The following is a 17,072-nucleotide window of genomic DNA, read 5'->3' as shown; positions in this document are numbered from 1 at the left end:
CGTTCCGCGCCTTCTGCCACGCCCCCAGCTGCGTGCAGTAGTTCTCCCGCTGCGCGGTCAGCCGCTGCTCGTCCCCGCCCTCGGACGAGGAACACCCGGTCGTCACCGCCACCAGGGCGAGGACCGGGATTACCGCCTTAAGCACGCGCACCACGTTGCCCCCGCCTGAAACTGCGTCCGCTCGTACCTGTCACCCGCAACTCCCGTAGCAGGATACCCGCGTGGGACCCCTTGGCCGCCGACTCACTCACTCTCGGCCGCCGTCAAATCTGCTGAACAACGAACGCGCCGAAGATCGGTAAGTGCTGCCCAACCTCATCGACAACTGCTGTCGCAGCAACACACCTCGCCGGATGCCGTCGAGCGGCTGTGGATCGTGGACGGCACTCTCATCCCGGTCCGCGACCGCAAGGTCGGCGCGTCCGCCCGCAACTACCGGTTCTCCGCGAACGTGCAGGTCATCGTGGGCGCGGAGACGCGGCTGGTGGTGGCCGCGGCCCGTCCGGTGGCCGGCAACACGGCGGACGCGAAGGCCTGGCGGGGCTCCGGCCTGGCTCAGCACTGCGAAAGTGTGACGGTCCTCGGTGACGGCGCCTGCATCAACACCGGTCTGATCGTCTCGCACCGCAAACGCCCCGGACGCCCGCTGCTGAAGGGCGAGGAGGAGGACAACGCGCAGCATCGCAAGGTCCGCGCCCGCGTCGAGCACCCCTTCTCCTGCATGAAGAACTACAAGATCTTCCGCGACTGCCGGCAACGCGGCGACGGCCTCCACCATGCCGTCCAGGCCGTCGCTCGCATGCACAACCTCGCCCTAGCCGCATGACCGCACAGGCCCGAACACTGCTGCAGCCTGCCTGATCACGGCCTTCTGCAACACCCTTAAGACGGCGTTTCCCGTCGTGCGACCCCTGTGGGTCTGGTTGCCCCGTCCACCTCTCGATCGAGCGTGCTCCCTCGGGTGGGCCGGGGCTCCGAACGCACGATTCAAGCCCCGGGCTTGCCCGGGGGTCTGGAACTGATGGCTGGGCGGCCCCGTGAACTGCTCGTCCTGGTTGTTGAGTTGCCGAAGGCTGGCGTTTGGGGCCGGTGCATGACAATCAGCCAGTCTTGGTGCACCTCTTGATCGTCAGGCTGAAACTCCTGAGGATCTTGACGTTGTGTAGAGGTTCGGTCACTTGTGTGCATGCAATGAAAGGGGTGGGGGAGTGCTGGGGGATGCGCCTAGACGTGCCCGCATGTTGATCATGCTTGTGGTGCTGTCCGTGGTTGCGGGGGGCGGCTGGCTGGTCAAGGTCTCGGGCGGCGAAGCCGGTGGTGGCGTCGAGGCCTACACCTACCGGGGGCCGCAGCCGGCGGCGCATCAGGAGCCCGTGACGCCGGAGCAGCGGCGTGAGCAGACGAAGGGCAAGGCGAAGTCCGTCGAGCCTCATGCGCTGCCGGCTACGAAGAGTAAGCCGGCCACGGCCGAGCAGATCAGGCTGCTGAAGGCGAATGAGCGGAAGCTGCGTGCCGCAGGCCCGAAGGCGTCCGCAACGTCTCCCTCCTCTGCCCGCAATGTCAGCCAGGCGTCGCTCTCGACCAGCAGTGAGGCTGAGGCCGCAGCCTCGTACAACAGCGGCGCCCTGTACCAGGTGAGCGCGGATCCGTTCGGTAACGCGGCGGCCCAGCAGGGCGGTTGGCTCTCGGCTTTGGGCAACCACATCGGTGCGGCCGTGCCGGGTGAGCCGCTTCAGGTGAAGGCTGCGATCTGGCAGTCCGGTGGCGCCGACGACGAGGTGCATCCGGTAAAGGTGCGCTGGAAGGTGGACTACTACGGCTGCCGTCTGAACAGCGACGACGTGCAGTGGTTCGACTTCGGGCAGACCGTCCAGGCTCCCACCCTCAACACCGACAAGGTGTTCCCCGAGGTCAACGCGACCTTCACCGTGCCGACGACCGAATGCACGAAGCCGGTCCCGAGCTACACCGTTTGGGCCTGCACGACTGTCACCGACGATCCCACGGACACCGAGTCCTGCGGCTCCTACAACATGTTCTACATCGTGCCGTCCCTGCCGGACGGTGCCGCATGCGCTGCGGTGTGCGGGGACGCCAGTGGGGCGGCGGGTACGACCGTGATGCGCGCAGACCCGGTGAACACCGCCACGGGTGCGTTCACCGAGGCCTACACGGACGCCCGGATCCCGGCGCCGGGGGTGCCGTTCTCGGTGGGCCGTGTCTACTCTTCCGACAACACGTTCACGGGTGCCCTGGGCAAGGGCTGGCAGCTCCCATGGGAGACGCGCCTGCAGATCGCCTCCGACGGCAACGCCGTCCTGGTCGGCGAGGGCGGGACCCAGCACGCGTACACGAAGGCTTCCGGGGGCAAGTTCACCGCCCCCGCACAGGCACGGTCCACGCTGGCCGCCGACGGCACCGGCTACAAGCTGACCACCGCCGACCACGCCACCTACAGCTTCAACGGCTCCGGCCGGCTGACCGCGTTGAAGGACCGTACTGGCCGGGGCCTCACCCTGGCGTACACCGGCGGAAAGCCCACGGCGATCACGGACGCGGTCGGCCGTCAGGCCACCCTCGCGTACACCGGTGACCGGCTGGACAAGGTCACACTGGCAGACGGCCGGTTCGTCGACTACAGCTACACCGGCGACCGGCTGACCGGCGTGACCGCGCTGGACGGCGAGACAGAGACCTACGGGTACGACACCGCCGGGCGTGTCGACAAGGTCACGAACGCCCGGGGCAAGCAGGCCACCTCCAACGTCTACGACGCACAGGGACGGGTGACCACCCAGACCGACGCCCTCGAGCACGAGACCACGTTCTCGTACACCAAGAACGGGCCCTTCGACCAGGTCGACGTCACCGCCCCGGACGGCGGCGTGTGGACGGACGTCTACTACAAGAACGTCCTGATCACGCAGATCGACCCGCTCAACAGCAAGAGTTACTACCGTTACGACAAGTTCTTCAACCGCACCAGCACCGTTGACGCTGAGATCCGGGAGACCGAGTACGAGTACGACACGTCCGGCAGGCTGAAGAGCCGCTCCAACGCCGCCTCGGACGAGTCGTGGACGTACGACGCCAGCGGAAACGTAAAAACGTACGAGGGTGGCGAGTACGACGAGTACACCTTCACCTACAACGCAGCCAACCAGGTTGCCACGGTCGAGAACCCGCTGGGCAAGGTCACGTCGTACGGCTACGACGCCAGCACGGGCCTGCTGAGCACGGTCACGACTCCGAGCGACAAGACCACCTCCTACGGCTACGACACCGACGGCAACCTGACCACGGTCACCACGCCGAAGGGCAACAGAACCACCTACGCCTACTTCCCGTCCGGACAGGTGAAGACGGTCGTCGACCCGCGCGGCAACGTCAGCGGCGCGGACCCGGCGACGTACACGACCGCCTACACCTACGACGACGCCAACCGCGTCAAGACCGTCACCGACGCCCGCGGTAACACCACGGCCTTCGACTACGACGAGGCCGGCAACCTCAGCACCGTCATCGACGCCGCAGAGCGCACCACCACCTACGGCTACAACGACGCCGGCCGACTGACCACAGTCACCGACCCAGCACAGAAGAAGACCCTCCTCGGCTACGACCCGGCCGGCCGCCTGGTCAAGGAGACCAACCGCCGCGGCGCGACCGTCACCTACGGGTACGACAAGGCCGGCAACCAGACCCAGGTTGTATCCGCCCGGGGCAACGCCACTGGCGCGGACGCGAAGCAGTACACGTGGACGTTCGGCTACGACAAGGCCGGCAACCGCAAGACCGTTACCGACCCGCAGGGCAAGACCACAGCGTTCACCTGGGACGCCGAGAACCGTCCGCTGTCGGTCACCGACCCGCTCAGCCACACCCGCAGCGTCACCTACGACGACAACGGCAACGTCGAGAAGACCACCGATGGCCTCGGCCACGGCATGACCCTCACCTACGACGACGCCGGACGCCTCGAGGCCTCAAAGACGTGGGCCGGCCACGTCACCCGCTACGAGTACGACGACGACGGCAACCTGTCGGCCGAGGTCTCCCCGGAGGCCGAGCGGACCACCTACGGCTACAACGACGACGGGCAGCTCGCAACGCTCGTCGACCCCCGCGGCAACGTCACCGGCGTTGACCCGGCCGAGTACACCTGGTCGTTCGGCTACGATCCGGCCGGCCGCCCGGCCTCCGCCACCGACCCGCTCGGCCATCAGCGCACCACCGGCTACGACCCAGTCGGCAACGTCGCGACGGTCACCGACGCCCGCGACAAGCAGACCGTCTACGAGTACGACGAGCTCAACCGTCCCACGAAGGTCACCGCCCCCGACAAGGGCGCCACCACCTTCACCTACGACACCGCCGGCTTCCTGCAGACCAGCACCGACGCCAACACCCACACCAGCACCTACGGCTACAACGCCGAAGGCCAGCTGACCTCGGTCAAGAACCCGCTCGGCAAGACCGTCACCTACGAGTACGACCTCGACGGCAACCTCACCCAACACACCAACGCCCGCGCGCAGACGATCACCACCACGGTCGACGCCCGCAACCTGCCGACAGAAGTCGCCTACTCCGACGGCACTCCGGCACAGACCTACGTCTACGACGACGCGAGCCGCATCAGCAAGGTCACGGACGCCACCGGCACCCGCACCCTGACCTACGACAACGACGACAAGATCGAGACGATCACCGCGCCGGGTGCGAGCAAGCCGTTCACCTACCGCTGGAACACCGACGACACCCTCAAGTCACGCGCCTACCCCGACGGCCGCACCACCAGCTACACCTACGACAAGACCGGCCGGACCAAGACCCGGACGACCAACAGCAAGGCTGTCTCCTACGCCTACGACAAGGCCGGCAACCTCGCCACCGTCACCCTGCCCACCACCACAGCCCGCACGGAAAGCCGCACCTACGACGAAGCCGGCCGACTGGCCTCCCTGACCACCCCGACCCTCGCCAACACCTTCACCTACGACGAGAACAACCGACTGATCGCCGAGACGCCCGCCACCGGCAAGGCGACACGCTACGGCTATGACGACGCGGGACGTATGACCCGCACCTGCACCGACACCACGGACACCTCGTGCCTGACCGGAACCACGGGCAGCACCTACGCCTACGACAAGGTCGGCAACCTCAAGACCGCCACCGAAGCCGGCAAGTCCACCACCTACGCGTACGACACCGGCGACCAACTGTCCACGACCACCGCCGGCTCAGCCACCACCAGCTACACCTACGACGCCGACGGCAACCAGACCAAGGACGCCGACGGCACCTACACCTACGACCCCGCCGGCCGCCTCAAGACCGCCACCATCGGCACCAGCACCTACGCCTTCACCCACGACGCCGACGGCAACCGCACCACCGTCAAGAAGAACAACACCCTCGCCGGCAACTCCCTGTGGGACATCAACAACGCCATCCCGCAGATAGCCACCGACACTAACGCCTCCGGCGCCACCACCGCCGACTACCACTACGACCCCGACGGCACGGCCCGCTCCATGGACCGCACCGCCGGCACCTACTACTTCACCCAGGACCGCCAGAACTCCGTCAGCACCGTCTACGACGCTGCGGGCACCGACAACTACCGCTACACCTACAGCCCCTGGGGCACACCGGCCGGCAAGGCCACCGTCACCGGCGGCCAGACCAGCCCCTACGGATACACCGGCCAGTACACAGACCCCTACCTCCCCGACCGCCTCCAGCTCCGCGCCCGCTCGTACGACACCGACCAGCGCCGCTTCACCACCCAGGACCCCGTCCCGGCAGCTGCGGACAACCCCAACCAGTCCCCGTACAACTACGCCGACAACGACCCGGCCAACCTCTCCGACCCTACCGGCCGGTGCCCCATGTGCATCGGCGCCGGCATCGGAGCCGTCCTCAGCGGCAGCGTCTACGCCCTCACCCACCGCGACGACTTCAACTGGGGCGACTTCGCCGCCACCACCGCACAAGGCGCAGCCGTCGGAGCCGTCGGCGGCTTCCTCGCCCCCGCCGGCACCGCCCTCGCCACCCAGCTCGGCCTCCAGGGCGGACGAGCCCTCGGCGTCGCCGTCGTCACCGACGCCGCCATCGGCGCGGGACTCACCTGGGCCATCAACACAGCCCTGTGCCAGCCCACCACACCAACCGACCTCCTCGTCGGAGCGCTGACGGGAGGGCTGGGCAACTTCATCGGGCCGGGGATCAACTGGGCGAAGGGCCTATTCGTCAAGAAGCCGATGGTGCTCCCCGCGCGCTTCGGCCCAGGGGCGGCTCACGCCGGGGACCCCGCCTTCAACGGCGGCGCATCCCACGCTAGTGAGACCATCAGCTTCTTCAAGGCGCCGAACCGTGGACTTGGCCAGCATCAGCATGTTAATGGCTACCGGGAACAGGACTTCCCCGGTGACCCGGATAAGATGAACGCTTACCCTGATGGTCGCGCATACTTCGGCGTCGGAGACGAAGGGCGGGACATCGCCGAGCAGTATGCGAAGGCATACGGAGAAGGGATCATCGAAGTTCGAATTCCGATGGACGACTACCTCATGTATTTCAAGCACAACGTCTTCAAGTATGAGGGCGGTCCGGCTCGGGAGGCCGCCATTCCGAACTACGACCTTGACCTCCTGAACGACTACCCTAGGTGGTGGCACCAATGACGAGCGATGGGGGGTGGAGCGACCTCAAAGAGATGCTTCCTGTAGGCATGCTCGTGACTGGAGAGGTCGTGGACGTCAGGTCGTTCGGGGTGATCTTCCGTATCGCGGAGTATCCCGATGTCGTAGCGGTCGCCGACACGATCTCCATCCTGTGGCGCGGCGACATTGCTCTCCGTGAGAAGTGGCCAACAAAGGGGGATGTTCTGGCGGCATCGATTGTGGGTCATACCGAACACAATCGGCAGATCAAGCTTCGCCTTCACTGTGATGGGCTGCCCGACCAATAGTCCGCTTTCGACTTGATATTTGAGCAGTGAAGTGGGATGGTCGGCTGGATATGACACAGTGAAACCCTTTCTGATTCGCGCGGTGATCTTTACTCGCATGCCTACGGTGAAGGGTTTTCGCTGGGTCTGTCCGCTTACTGGGCTTGACGTTTGACCTCGACCCGCATCATCGCGGGGATTTCAAATGTTCGCCCCGGAGCGCACTGCCGGCGCCATCGTGATCTCCCACCTGGGCTGCGCGCAGAGAGAGTGGCTGATCACCAGCGGCAGCCACCGTGGCACGATCTGGTCCGACTGCCGGGTGGACGACGTCGACCTCGCCCCGCTACTCGACGACGGTATGCCGGTGACGTTCGCCCGCTGGTACATCGACTGGCTGGAGAAAGCCGAGCGCACAGCACTGTCGGCACCGTAGGTCCGTCGGCCTGTGCTGTTGAGCGTTGCGGTTGGCCAAACGGGCTAACTGGCTCTAACAAAAGCTGCTGATCATGAGGCTGTCGGCCTCTCTGCTCGTATGTCTGGGCATGGGAAACCGTCAGTCGCGGCCGTGGATCGAGTCGTTGCTGCCGAAGCCGGGTCCGAAGAAGGCCGAGGGCAGACCGCGGGTCCCGGACCGGCAGGCCCTGTCCGGGATCCTCTTCGTCCTGCACAGTGGCATCCAGTGGGAGTACCTGCCCCAAGAGCTCGGCTTCGGCTCGGGCATGACCTGCTGGCGACGCCTGGCGGCCTGGAACGACGCCGGCGTCTGGGACCAGCTCCACCAACTGCTGCTGAACGAGCTCCGGCCGAAGAACCAGCTGGACTGGGGACGGGCGGTGATCGACTCCTCCCACGTACGGGCCGCACGCAGGGGCCCAAAGCGGACCCAGCCCGGTTGACCGAGCACGGCCGGGCAGCAAGCACCACCTCATCGTCGACGGCCAGGGCATCCCGCTCGCGGTATCGCTGACCGGCGGCAACCGCAACGACGTCACCCAACTCGAGCCGCTGCTCGACAAGATTCCCGCCGTCGCCGGACGGGTCGGCAGACCCCGCCGACGCCCCGACGCACTGCTGGCCGACCGCGGCTACGACCACGACAAATACCGCCGCCTGCTCTGGCAACGAGGCATCCGCCCGTGATCGCCAGACGGGGCGAGCCCCACGGCACAGGCCTGGGCATCTTCCGCTACGCCGTCGAGCGCACCATCGCCTGGCTGCACGGCTTCCGCCGCCTGCGCATCCGCTGGGAACGACGCGACGACATCCACGAGGCCTTCCTCGGCCTCGCCGTCTGCCTGATCACCCCACCGCCACGTCCTACGCCTTTGTTGGGGCCTCTTACTCGGACTCCGGCTACGTCGTGATGCACGAGACCGGAGAGGCTTTCATGATCAAGCAACACCGCAGACGCGCGTACAGGCTCATGAAGGTCCTTGGCCTGCGCAGAGCGCGTCTCTATGACGCTCGCGCCTCCTGCCTGACCTTTCTCGCCAACAACGGTGTGCCGGACCACATCCTGGCTCGGTGGGCTGGGCACACGAACGTGAAGACCACGAAAAAGGGGTACGTGAAGCCAGACGTGGAAGGCCTCCGCGAAGCCGCCAGCACGTGGGATGGCCTGCACGGTGAGCTGAACGGTCGCGTGTAAGGCCGGAGACGTGTCCCAAGGCGTCGTTACTGGCTGCTGATCGGAGTGGCCCGAACGGTTTCCAGCTGTGTCGTCCCGACCTTGGGCACGACGCCACACACTTTGCTGCAAACCCTGTGCGGCTGGTCGCTGTGCCGGTGAGGGAAGCAGCGCGTCCACGTGTGGACCGGGCGCGAGCGCGGCCAGCAGGACGAGCTGTGGCAGGGGGCCCGCACACGCTGAAAGGCTCAGACTCGATCGGTGAGGCTGTCGGCAGTGCTCGACAAAGACGAGCCGCGGATGCATCGAGCCAGCCAGCTTCCCCCGGCTGTGTGAGATTTTGTGAGACGTGAGAGGGTCTGGGGCGTGAGTGAGACACCGTCGAACACCCTGCAATACCGCTTTGACGGGCCAGAAGAGGCCCCGGTCCTGATCCTCGGTCCCTCACTGGGTACCACATGGCACATGTGGGACCGGCAGGTGCCCGAGCTGACGCAGCAGTGGCGGGTCTTCCGGTACGACCTGCCGGGACACGGGGGCGCCCCGGCCCGGCCGGCCGGTTCCGTCGCCGAACTCACCACGCGTCTGCTGGCCACCCTCGACGGACTCGGCGTGCAGCGCTTCGGCTACGCGGGCTGTGCGTTCGGCGGCGCCGTCGGGATCGAGCTGGCGTTGCGCCACCCCGAGCGCCTCGCCTCGCTCGCGCTGATCGCCGCGTCGCCCCGCTTCGGCACGGCCGACGAGTTCCGCCAGCGCGGTGTGATCGTCCGTACCAACGGGCTCGACCCCATCGCCCGCAGTTCACCGGAACGCTGGTTCACCGGTGGGTACGCCGCCGCCCAGCCCGCGATCACCGAGTGGGCCGTGCAGATGGTGCGGACCACCGACCCCGGCTGCTACATCTCCGCCTGCGAGGCCCTGGCCGCCTTCGACGTGCGCGGCGAACTCGGCCGGGTCGGCGTCCCGACCCTGGTCCTCGTCGGCTCCGACGACCAGGTCACCGGCCCCGCCGAGGCCCGCACCCTGGTCGCCGGCATCCCCGACGCCCGCCTCGCCGTCGTCCCCGGCGCCTCCCACCTGGTCCCCGTCGAGCAGCCCGCGGCCGTCACCGACCTGCTGGTCCGGCACTTCACCACCGCCTGGCAGGCCCCGCACGACATCAACGCCACCGGCCAGATCCCCGTGCCCGTCGCCCACCCCGCCGCGCCGCCGGTACCGGCCCCGGCCGCCGGGGCCCCCGCCGCCGTCCAGCCGGCCATGGCCCCGCCGCCCCAGGCCGCGCCCATCGCCGAGATCGCGCCCGCCGCCGTACCCCCGCAGCCGCAGGGCCGGCCCGACCCGTACGACACGGGCCTCAAGGTGCGCCGCGAGGTGCTGGGCGACGCCCACGTCGACCAGGCCCTCGCGCAGGCCGACGCGTTCTCGGAGGACTTCCAGGAGCTGCTCACCCGGTACGCCTGGGGCGAGGTCTGGAACCGGCCGGGCCTGGACCGGCGCTCCCGCAGCTGCGTCACCCTCACCGCCCTCGTCGCCGGCGGCCACCTGGACGAACTCGCCCCCCACCTCAGAGCCGCCCTGCGCAACGGCCTCACCCCGGGCGAGATCAAGGAAGTACTGCTCCAGGCGGCCGTCTACTGCGGCGTGCCGGCCGCGAACCGGGCGTTCAAGGTGGCCCAGCAGGTCGTGCGCGAGGCGACGACACCGCAGGAGTGACCGCACCGCAGGAGTGACCGCACCGCAGGAGTGACCGCACCGCAGGAGTGACCGCACCGCAGGAGTGAGCGCACCGCCGGCGTGAGCGCACCGCGGCAGGGCGCCCCGCCCGCGCCCGACCCGGGTGCGGCGGCGGGATGCCGGGGTGCGGCGGCAAGATGGGGAGCATGAAGCTCACCAAGAAGTCGCACTCCTGCGTCCGCCTCGAAAAGGACGGGCAGACGCTCGTCCTGGACCCCGGTGGACTCAGCGAGGAGGACGCCGCGCTCGGCGCGGACGCGATCCTCGTCACCCACGAGCACCCGGACCACTTCGACGAACTGCGGCTGCGCGCCGCGATGGAGGACAACCCGGCCGCGCGGATCTGGACGCTGAGGTCGGTCGCGGAGAAGATCTCGGCGGCGTTCCCGGGCCGCGTGCACACCGTCGGCCACGGCGACACCTTCACCGCCGCCGGCTTCGACGTCCAGGTCCACGGCGAACTGCACGCGGTGATCCACCCGGACATCCCGCGCATCACCAACGTCGGCTTCCTCGTGGACGACGGCAAGATCTTCCACCCCGGCGACGCCCTCACCGTCCCCGACCGTCCGGTGGAGACGCTGATGCTCCCGGTCATGGCCCCCTGGAACAAGATCGCCGAGGTCATCGACTACGTCCGCGAGGTCCGGCCGCAGCGTGCCTACGACATCCACGACGCGCTGCTCACCGACCTCGCCCGTCCGGTCTACGACCGGCAGATCGGCGAGCTGGGCGGCGCCGAGCACCTGCGGCTGACCTCGGGCGACTCCGCGCGGGTGTGACGCGGGGGAGAGGGGGAGGCGGCGGGCCCCGGACGCACCGGGCCCGTGACCGGCCGGGGCCGGGTTGTCGGTGCCGCCCGGTAGGTTGGGAAACATGCGCATCGCGACCTGGAACGTGAACTCGATCACCGCCCGCCTGCCGAGGCTGCTGGCCTGGCTGGAGAGCAGCGGCACCGACGTGCTCTGCCTCCAGGAGGCCAAGGTCGCCGAGGAGCAGTTCCCCTTCGACGCGCTGCGCGAGGCGGGCTACGAGGCGGCGGTCCACGCCACCGGCCGGTGGAACGGCGTGGCGGTGCTCTCCCGCGTCGGTCTGGCGGACGTGGTCAAGGGCCTGCCCGGCGACCCGGGTTACGACGGTGTGCGGGAGCCCCGCGCGATCTCCGCCACCTGCGGCCCGGTCCGCGTCTGGTCCGTGTACGTGCCCAACGGGCGCGAGGTCGAGCACGCGCACTACGCCTACAAGCTCCAGTGGTTCGAGGCGCTGCGCGCGGCCGTCGAGGGCGACGCGGCCGACAGCCGTCCGTTCGCGGTGCTGGGCGACTACAACGTCGCGCCGACGGACGACGACGTCTACGACCGCGCCGCCTTCGAGGGCTCGACCCACGTCACCCCCGCCGAGCGCGCCGCCCTCGCCTCGCTGCGCGGGGCCGGCCTGTCCGACGTGGTCCCGCGCCCCCTGAAGTACGACCACCCCTTCACGTACTGGGACTACCGCCAGCTCGGCTTCCCCAAGAACCGCGGCATGCGCATCGACCTGGTGTACGGCAACGAGCCCTTCGCCAAGGCCGTCACCGACTCCTACGTCGACCGCGAGGAGCGCAAGGGCAAGGGCGCCTCGGACCACGCGCCGGTCGTGGTGGACCTGGAAGGGTGAGGACATGCCGCGTGCGCGCCCTGTGGTGCGCGCGGCTGTACGAATGACAGTCTGGAGGTATGAACATCCCCTTCCTGGGCAGGCGGCGCGAGGATCCCCGGGTGCACGACGCCGAGGGCATCGGCGACCTGCTCGCCGACTGCGATCTGCTGCGTTCGCAGGCCCGGCGGGAGGGGGTCGGGCTCGACGACTCCGCGTACTCGCTGGAGCAGCTCGACCAGGTGCTCCCGCGCTGGCGGAGCGACGAGGAGATCCAGTCCTGGCTGGGCAACGACGCGGGGCTCTACCTCGGCACGGTCATCGTGCGCACCGTGCCCGGCGCCGTCTGGAGCATCCGGTCCGACGGCCAGCCGGTCGTCCGGCTCGCCTCCGGACGCGAGTTCGACGTGGTGGCGAGCGGGCACGCGTGGGCGGAGAGCGGCGTCCCCGAACTCTCGCAGCTGTACGCCGAAGTCGCCGAAGCGTGAACCCTTGGCCCAACAACCGCCTTAAATAGGGCTAATGCGTGGATCTTGCGTGTCGTCCACATCTGCACCGTTTGTCTGGGTACGTTGCAGTCGCCAGGGCGCACACGACCGCACAGGGGGCCACGCAGGGTGCAGCCGGAGATCACTGCTCGCGCCGCAGGGCGGACGCCACGACGGGGTGTCCGCGGGCGAGGAGAAGGTCAGCTGCACGCCGGGTCCGGGCCCGCCGGGGGTCGTGAAGCGCCGGTCCGGACGCCGGGGGCGGCAGGGGGTCGGTGGTCGCCGGGGTGAGGTCCCGGCCTTCTCGACAGACGGGACGGGGGCGCGTAAGTTGCCGCGCGGTAAGCGCTTTCCAGCGCCGGCCTTCGACTCTTCGACCCTTCGACGAACGTCAAGGAAGCCGTGAAGCAGCACAGCCCCGTGGACCAGAATCCGACCGCCCCGCCGCCGGCGTCGAGCACCCGGACCGGCGCCGCCCCCGGCGTCGCGGGCGACTTCGCGCCGCCCGCCGACGGCAGGCCGAGACGCCGGTACGCCGTCGCGGGGACCGGCCACCGCGCCGGCCTGTACGTCGCCGGACTGACCGGCGACCACGCCGACGTCGCGGAGATCGTCGCCTGGCTCGACCCCAACCCCGCCCGGATCGACTACTACGACGCCGAGGCCGGACACGCCCTCGGCCGGGAAGCGCCCCTGGGCCTGCCCCGCTACACACCGGACGCCCTGGAGCGCATGATCGCGGAACAGCGTGTGGAGACGGTCGTCGTCACCAGCGTCGACCGCACCCACGCCGACCTGGTCGACCGGAGCCTGAGGGCCGGTGCCGACGTCGTCGTCGAGAAGCCGCTGACCACCGACGCCGCCGGGTGCCGGCGCATCACCCGAGCCGTCGCCGACACCGGCAACGACGTCGTCATGACCTTCAACTACCGTTACGCACCGCGCAATTCGACGCTGCGGCAGGTCATCGCCGACGGAACCGTGGGCCGGGTGACCGGCGTTCACTTCGAGTGGGTCCTCGACACCATGCACGGCGCCGACTACTTCCGCCGCTGGCACCGCGAGAAGGCCAACTCCGGCGGCCTGCTGGTGCACAAGGCCAGCCACCACTTCGACCTCGTCAACTGGTGGATCGACGACGTCCCGGCACGGGTCTACGCCTCCGGCGGCCTGCGCTTCTACGGCGACGCCAACGCCGCCGCCCGGGGAATGGGGCACCGACCGGAGCGCGGCACCGGCGCGGACGCCGACCCCTTCACGCTCGACCTGCGCGACGACCCGCGGCTGGAGGCGCTCTACCTGCGCGCCGAGGACCACGACGGCTACCTGCGCGACCGGGACCCCTTCGCCCCCGGCGTCACCATCGAGGACAACATGGCCGTCCTCGTCGACTACCGCGGCGGAGCCACCCTCACGTACGCACTGAACGCGCACAGCCCCTGGGAGGGCTACCGCGTCTCGGTCAACGGCACCCGCGGCCGGGCCGAACTCACCGTCGTGGAGCGCGGGCACCTGCGACTCGGCGACGACGGCACCATCGACCTCGACCCCTCCGCCACCCCCGGCGGACCCGACCTCGATCCGGTACGCCCCGTCGAGGAACGCCTCGTCGTGCAGCGGCACTGGGGCCGCGCCGAGGAGGTGGCCATACCCGACGGCGTCGGCGGCCACGGCGGCGGCGACGCCATCCTCCTGATGGACGTCTTCCGCCGCGACCTGCGCGTGCGCCCCGACCCGCTGGGGCGCCCCGCCGGCCACCTGGACGGAGTGCGGGCCGTGGCCGTCGGCATCGCGGCCAACGAATCGATGCGGACCGGGCGGCCCGTCCGCGTCGACGACCTCGGACTCGGCACGTGAACCGCCGTCCTACGCCCGGTGGTTGCGGGGTGCCGTCGGCGCGGGGGTCGGCAGGGGGCTGGTGGCCGCGCGAGTGACGTCCGAGACGAGTTCGACGACGTCCGGGCCGTACGCCTGGGAGTTGACCACCTTGAGCAGCAGCACGAAGGAGTTCGCGCCGTGCTTGCGGGCCAGCTTCTCGTGGTGCCGGGCGAGGTAGCGGGTGGCGGCCTGGTTGGTGATCGCGCGCTGCCCGCAGAAGAGGAAGGCGGGGCGGGCCTCGCGCCGCTCCCCGGCGGTGAGACGGGCCAGCAGGACGTACTCCGTGATCCCCGCGTCGAGGCGGTAGCGCTCGCTGCCGATCTGGAAGGCGCCGCGGTCCGGACCGGGCTCCGGGTCGATGTTCACCCGCACCCCGGGCAGCATCGCCGCCATGTGGGCGGCCATCCGGCGGTTCGAACCGGGCCCGCCGACGCAGAACTCCGTGCGCTCGCCGAAGCCCTGGCCGACCATGTCCTGGGTGACCACCTGGATGTGCGCGCCGCAGTCCTTGACCAGCGCGGCCAGTTCGAGGAGCGCGAAGACGTCGAAGCGGTGGACCGCCGGTTCCGAGGCGGCGGGGTCGCGGTTGACGACGAGCAGCGACTCGGAACTGTCCGGCAGCCCGAAGAACGCCTGCCTGCGCCGGAGTCTCCGCTTCCACAGGTAGGTGCGGGCGAGCCAGCCCAGCGTGGCGCTGAGGCCCGCCGCGACCACACCCAGGACGATGTCGAGTACGTCGTCAGTCATGGGCGCGCATGCTAGCGGGCATCCGCGCACCCGTGTTCGACGGGCTCCGCGGAAGGCCGCGTCCCGGGCCGCCCCGGCATCCCGTGCGGCACGCCTGACGCGGGCATGACCGTCAACTATGCTGCCCGCACGGTCGGGCTGCCCGAACGGCCACTTTCTGGAGGTGCGGATGCGTCGCCCTGTCGCACGGAATCTGACGGTCCTGGCGGTCTCGGCCGCCGTGGTGGTGTCGCTGGGGGCCGCCGCGCCACCCACGCACCCGAGCGGACCCGCAGGCCCGGGCCGGCCCGCCGCACCCAAGACGCCCGTCGCCGTCGGCTACGGCGGTGCCGTCTCCAGCGTCGACCAGGACGCCTCGGCCGCCGGCATCGAGGTGCTCCGCAAGGGCGGCAACGCCGTCGACGCCGCCGTGGCCACCGCCGCCGCGCTCGGCGTCACCGAGCCGTACTCCGCCGGTGTCGGAGGCGGCGGCTACTTTGTGTACTACGACGCGCGGTCCCGCACCGTGCGCACGATCGACGGCCGCGAGACCGCGCCGCTCACCGCCGGCGAGGACCTCTTCACCGAGGACGGCGAGCCCCTCGCCTTCGCCGACGCCGTCAGCAGCGGGCTCGCCGTCGGCACGCCGGGCACGCCGGCCACCTGGCAGCGCGCGCTCGACAGGTGGGGCAGCCGCCGGCTCTCCTCCGTGCTCGAACCGGCCGAGCGCCTCGCCCGGCACGGCTTCACCGTCGACGAGACCTTCCGGTCCCAGACCGCCGACAACGAGGAGCGGTTCCGCTACTTCCCGGACACCGCCGAGCTGTTCCTGCCGGGCGGCGAACTCCCGGCCGTCGGCTCCACGTTCAAGAACCCGGACCTGGCGCGCACCTACCGGGAGCTGGCCCGCGAGGGCGTCGGCGCGCTCTACCACGGCGCACTCGGCAAGGACATCGTCGACACCGTCAACGCGCCGCCCGTCGACCCGGACTCCGGCTGGAACGCCCGCCCCGGCGACCTGTCCGCCAAGGACCTCGCGGCGTACGAGGCCAAGTCCCAGGAGCCGACCCGGACTTCGTACCGCGGCCTGAACGTCTACTCCATCGCCCCCTCCTCCTCCGGCGGCACCACCGTCGGCGAGGCCCTGAACATCCTGGAGCGCACCGACCTCTCCGAGGCGAGCAAGGCCCGCTATCTGCACCGCTTCATCGAGGCGAGCCGCATCGCCTTCGCCGACCGCGGGCGCTGGGTCGGCGACCCCGCCTTCGAGGACGTACCGGCCGACGAGCTGCTGTCGCAGCGCTACGCCGACTCGCGGGAGTGCCTGATCAGCGACGACGCGGCGCTCACCAGCCCCCTCGCGCCCGGCGACCCGCGGCACCCGGCCTCCTGCGCGGCCGGCGGGACGGCGGCACCGACGACGTACGAGGGCGAGAACACCACGCACCTGACCGTCGCCGACAAGTGGGGCAACGTCGTCGCCTACACCCTCACCATCGAGCAGACCGGCGGCAGCGGCATCACCGTGCCCGGCCGCGGCTTCCTGCTCAACAACGAGCTGACAGACTTCTCCTTCGCCCCGGCCAACCCCGCGGTCCACGACCCGAACCTGCCGGGACCCGGCAAGCGTCCGCGCTCCTCGATCGCGCCGACGATCGTCCTGGACCGGCACCACCAGCCGGTGGTGGCCGTCGGCTCGCCCGGCGGGGCCACCATCATCACCACCGTGCTCCAGACCCTCACCGGCTTCGTCGACCGCGGGCTCCCGCTCGTGGACGCGATCGCCGCGCCGCGCGCCAGCCAGCGCAACGCCGCGCAGACGGAACTCGAACCCGGCCTCTACGACAGAGCGTTGCGCGCCGAGCTGGAGGCCCTCGGACACTCCTTCAAGGAGAACCCCGAGATCGGCGCCGCGACCGGCGTGCAGCGGCTGCCCGGCGGCAAGTGGCTGGCCGCCGCCGAGAAGGAACGGCGCGGCGGCGGCTCGGCGATGGTGGTCGAGCCGGTGCGGCAGAGGTAGCCG

Annotated in this window: 9 protein-coding genes and 3 pseudogenes; 11 read left to right on the top strand and 1 reads right to left on the bottom strand. The window is 69.7% G+C overall.

Features of this window, described 5'->3' with window-relative positions:
- Positions 1-352 precede the first annotated feature (352 nt).
- The 10 genes and pseudogenes from IG94_RS0118985 to IG94_RS0118930 all read left to right on the top strand — a co-directional run.
- Positions 353-826, top strand: a pseudogene (locus tag IG94_RS0118985) (transposase); the annotation flags it as partial.
- 412 nt (positions 827-1,238) lie between these two features.
- Entirely contained in the window at positions 1,239-6,692 is a 5,454-nt protein-coding gene (locus tag IG94_RS44085; RefSeq protein WP_052410749.1) for a DUF6531 domain-containing protein, read from the top strand.
- Complete coding sequence (locus IG94_RS0118975) at positions 6,689-6,979, top strand: hypothetical protein (RefSeq protein WP_031037881.1); 291 nt, start codon at positions 6,689-6,691, stop codon at positions 6,977-6,979. Before IG94_RS44085 ends, IG94_RS0118975 begins: the two co-directional genes overlap by 4 nt.
- A 184-nt stretch (positions 6,980-7,163) precedes the next feature.
- Positions 7,164-7,394, top strand: a pseudogene (locus tag IG94_RS0118970) (SMI1/KNR4 family protein); the annotation flags it as partial.
- Positions 7,395-7,503: 109 nt separating this feature from the next.
- Positions 7,504-8,325: pseudogene (locus IG94_RS40550) on the top strand (IS5 family transposase).
- A 629-nt stretch (positions 8,326-8,954) separates the two neighbouring features.
- Positions 8,955-10,301 (top strand): bifunctional 3-oxoadipate enol-lactonase/4-carboxymuconolactone decarboxylase PcaDC, encoded by a 1,347-nt coding sequence (pcaDC, locus tag IG94_RS0118950; protein ID WP_031037872.1) that lies wholly within the window; start codon positions 8,955-8,957, stop codon positions 10,299-10,301.
- Between the two features lie 167 nt (positions 10,302-10,468).
- On the top strand, positions 10,469-11,104 hold the full coding sequence (locus IG94_RS0118945; protein ID WP_031037869.1) for an MBL fold metallo-hydrolase: 636 nt from the start codon (positions 10,469-10,471) through the stop codon (positions 11,102-11,104).
- Positions 11,105-11,198: 94 nt separating this feature from the next.
- Positions 11,199-11,978, top strand: a complete 780-nt coding sequence (locus IG94_RS0118940) for an exodeoxyribonuclease III (protein WP_031037866.1) — start codon at positions 11,199-11,201, stop codon at positions 11,976-11,978.
- Positions 11,979-12,037: 59 nt separating this feature from the next.
- Positions 12,038-12,445 (top strand): DUF6278 family protein, encoded by a 408-nt coding sequence (locus IG94_RS0118935; protein ID WP_031037863.1) that lies wholly within the window; start codon positions 12,038-12,040, stop codon positions 12,443-12,445.
- A 402-nt stretch (positions 12,446-12,847) separates the two neighbouring features.
- On the top strand, positions 12,848-14,302 hold the full coding sequence (locus IG94_RS0118930; RefSeq protein ID WP_224326106.1) for a Gfo/Idh/MocA family protein: 1,455 nt from the start codon (positions 12,848-12,850) through the stop codon (positions 14,300-14,302).
- Between the two features lie 9 nt (positions 14,303-14,311).
- Here the strand turns inward: IG94_RS0118930 and IG94_RS0118925 are convergent, their stop codons facing one another.
- On the bottom strand, positions 14,312-15,070 hold the full coding sequence (locus tag IG94_RS0118925) for a hypothetical protein (RefSeq protein WP_031037859.1): 759 nt from the start codon (positions 15,068-15,070) through the stop codon (positions 14,312-14,314).
- A gap of 169 nt (positions 15,071-15,239) precedes the next feature.
- On the opposite strand from IG94_RS0118925, the gene ggt reads away from it, so the two are divergent.
- On the top strand, positions 15,240-17,069 hold the full coding sequence (gene ggt, locus IG94_RS0118920) for a gamma-glutamyltransferase (protein ID WP_031037857.1): 1,830 nt from the start codon (positions 15,240-15,242) through the stop codon (positions 17,067-17,069).
- The last annotated feature ends 3 nt before the right edge of the window (positions 17,070-17,072 follow it).

Origin of the sequence: Streptomyces olivaceus, assembly GCF_000721235.1 — a bacterium.
GTDB classification, from domain to species: Bacteria; Actinomycetota; Actinomycetes; order Streptomycetales; family Streptomycetaceae; genus Streptomyces; species Streptomyces olivaceus.
This window is presented reverse-complemented; position numbering and strand designations above follow the sequence as displayed.

What these genes read in the sequence shown, in the direction of transcription:
- IG94_RS44085 (WP_052410749.1), top strand. Translation starts at nt 1,239, where the DNA reads ATGTTGATCATGCTTGTGGTGCTGTCCGTGGTTGCGGGGGGCGGCTGG.
- IG94_RS0118975 (WP_031037881.1), top strand. Translation starts at nt 6,689, where the DNA reads ATGACGAGCGATGGGGGGTGGAGCGACCTCAAAGAGATGCTTCCTGTA.
- IG94_RS0118945 (WP_031037869.1), top strand. Translation starts at nt 10,469, where the DNA reads ATGAAGCTCACCAAGAAGTCGCACTCCTGCGTCCGCCTCGAAAAGGAC.
- IG94_RS0118940 (WP_031037866.1), top strand. Translation starts at nt 11,199, where the DNA reads ATGCGCATCGCGACCTGGAACGTGAACTCGATCACCGCCCGCCTGCCG.
- IG94_RS0118935 (WP_031037863.1), top strand. Translation starts at nt 12,038, where the DNA reads ATGAACATCCCCTTCCTGGGCAGGCGGCGCGAGGATCCCCGGGTGCAC.
- IG94_RS0118925 (WP_031037859.1), bottom strand. Translation starts at nt 15,070, where the DNA reads ATGACTGACGACGTACTCGACATCGTCCTGGGTGTGGTCGCGGCGGGC.
- ggt (WP_031037857.1), top strand. Translation starts at nt 15,240, where the DNA reads ATGCGTCGCCCTGTCGCACGGAATCTGACGGTCCTGGCGGTCTCGGCC.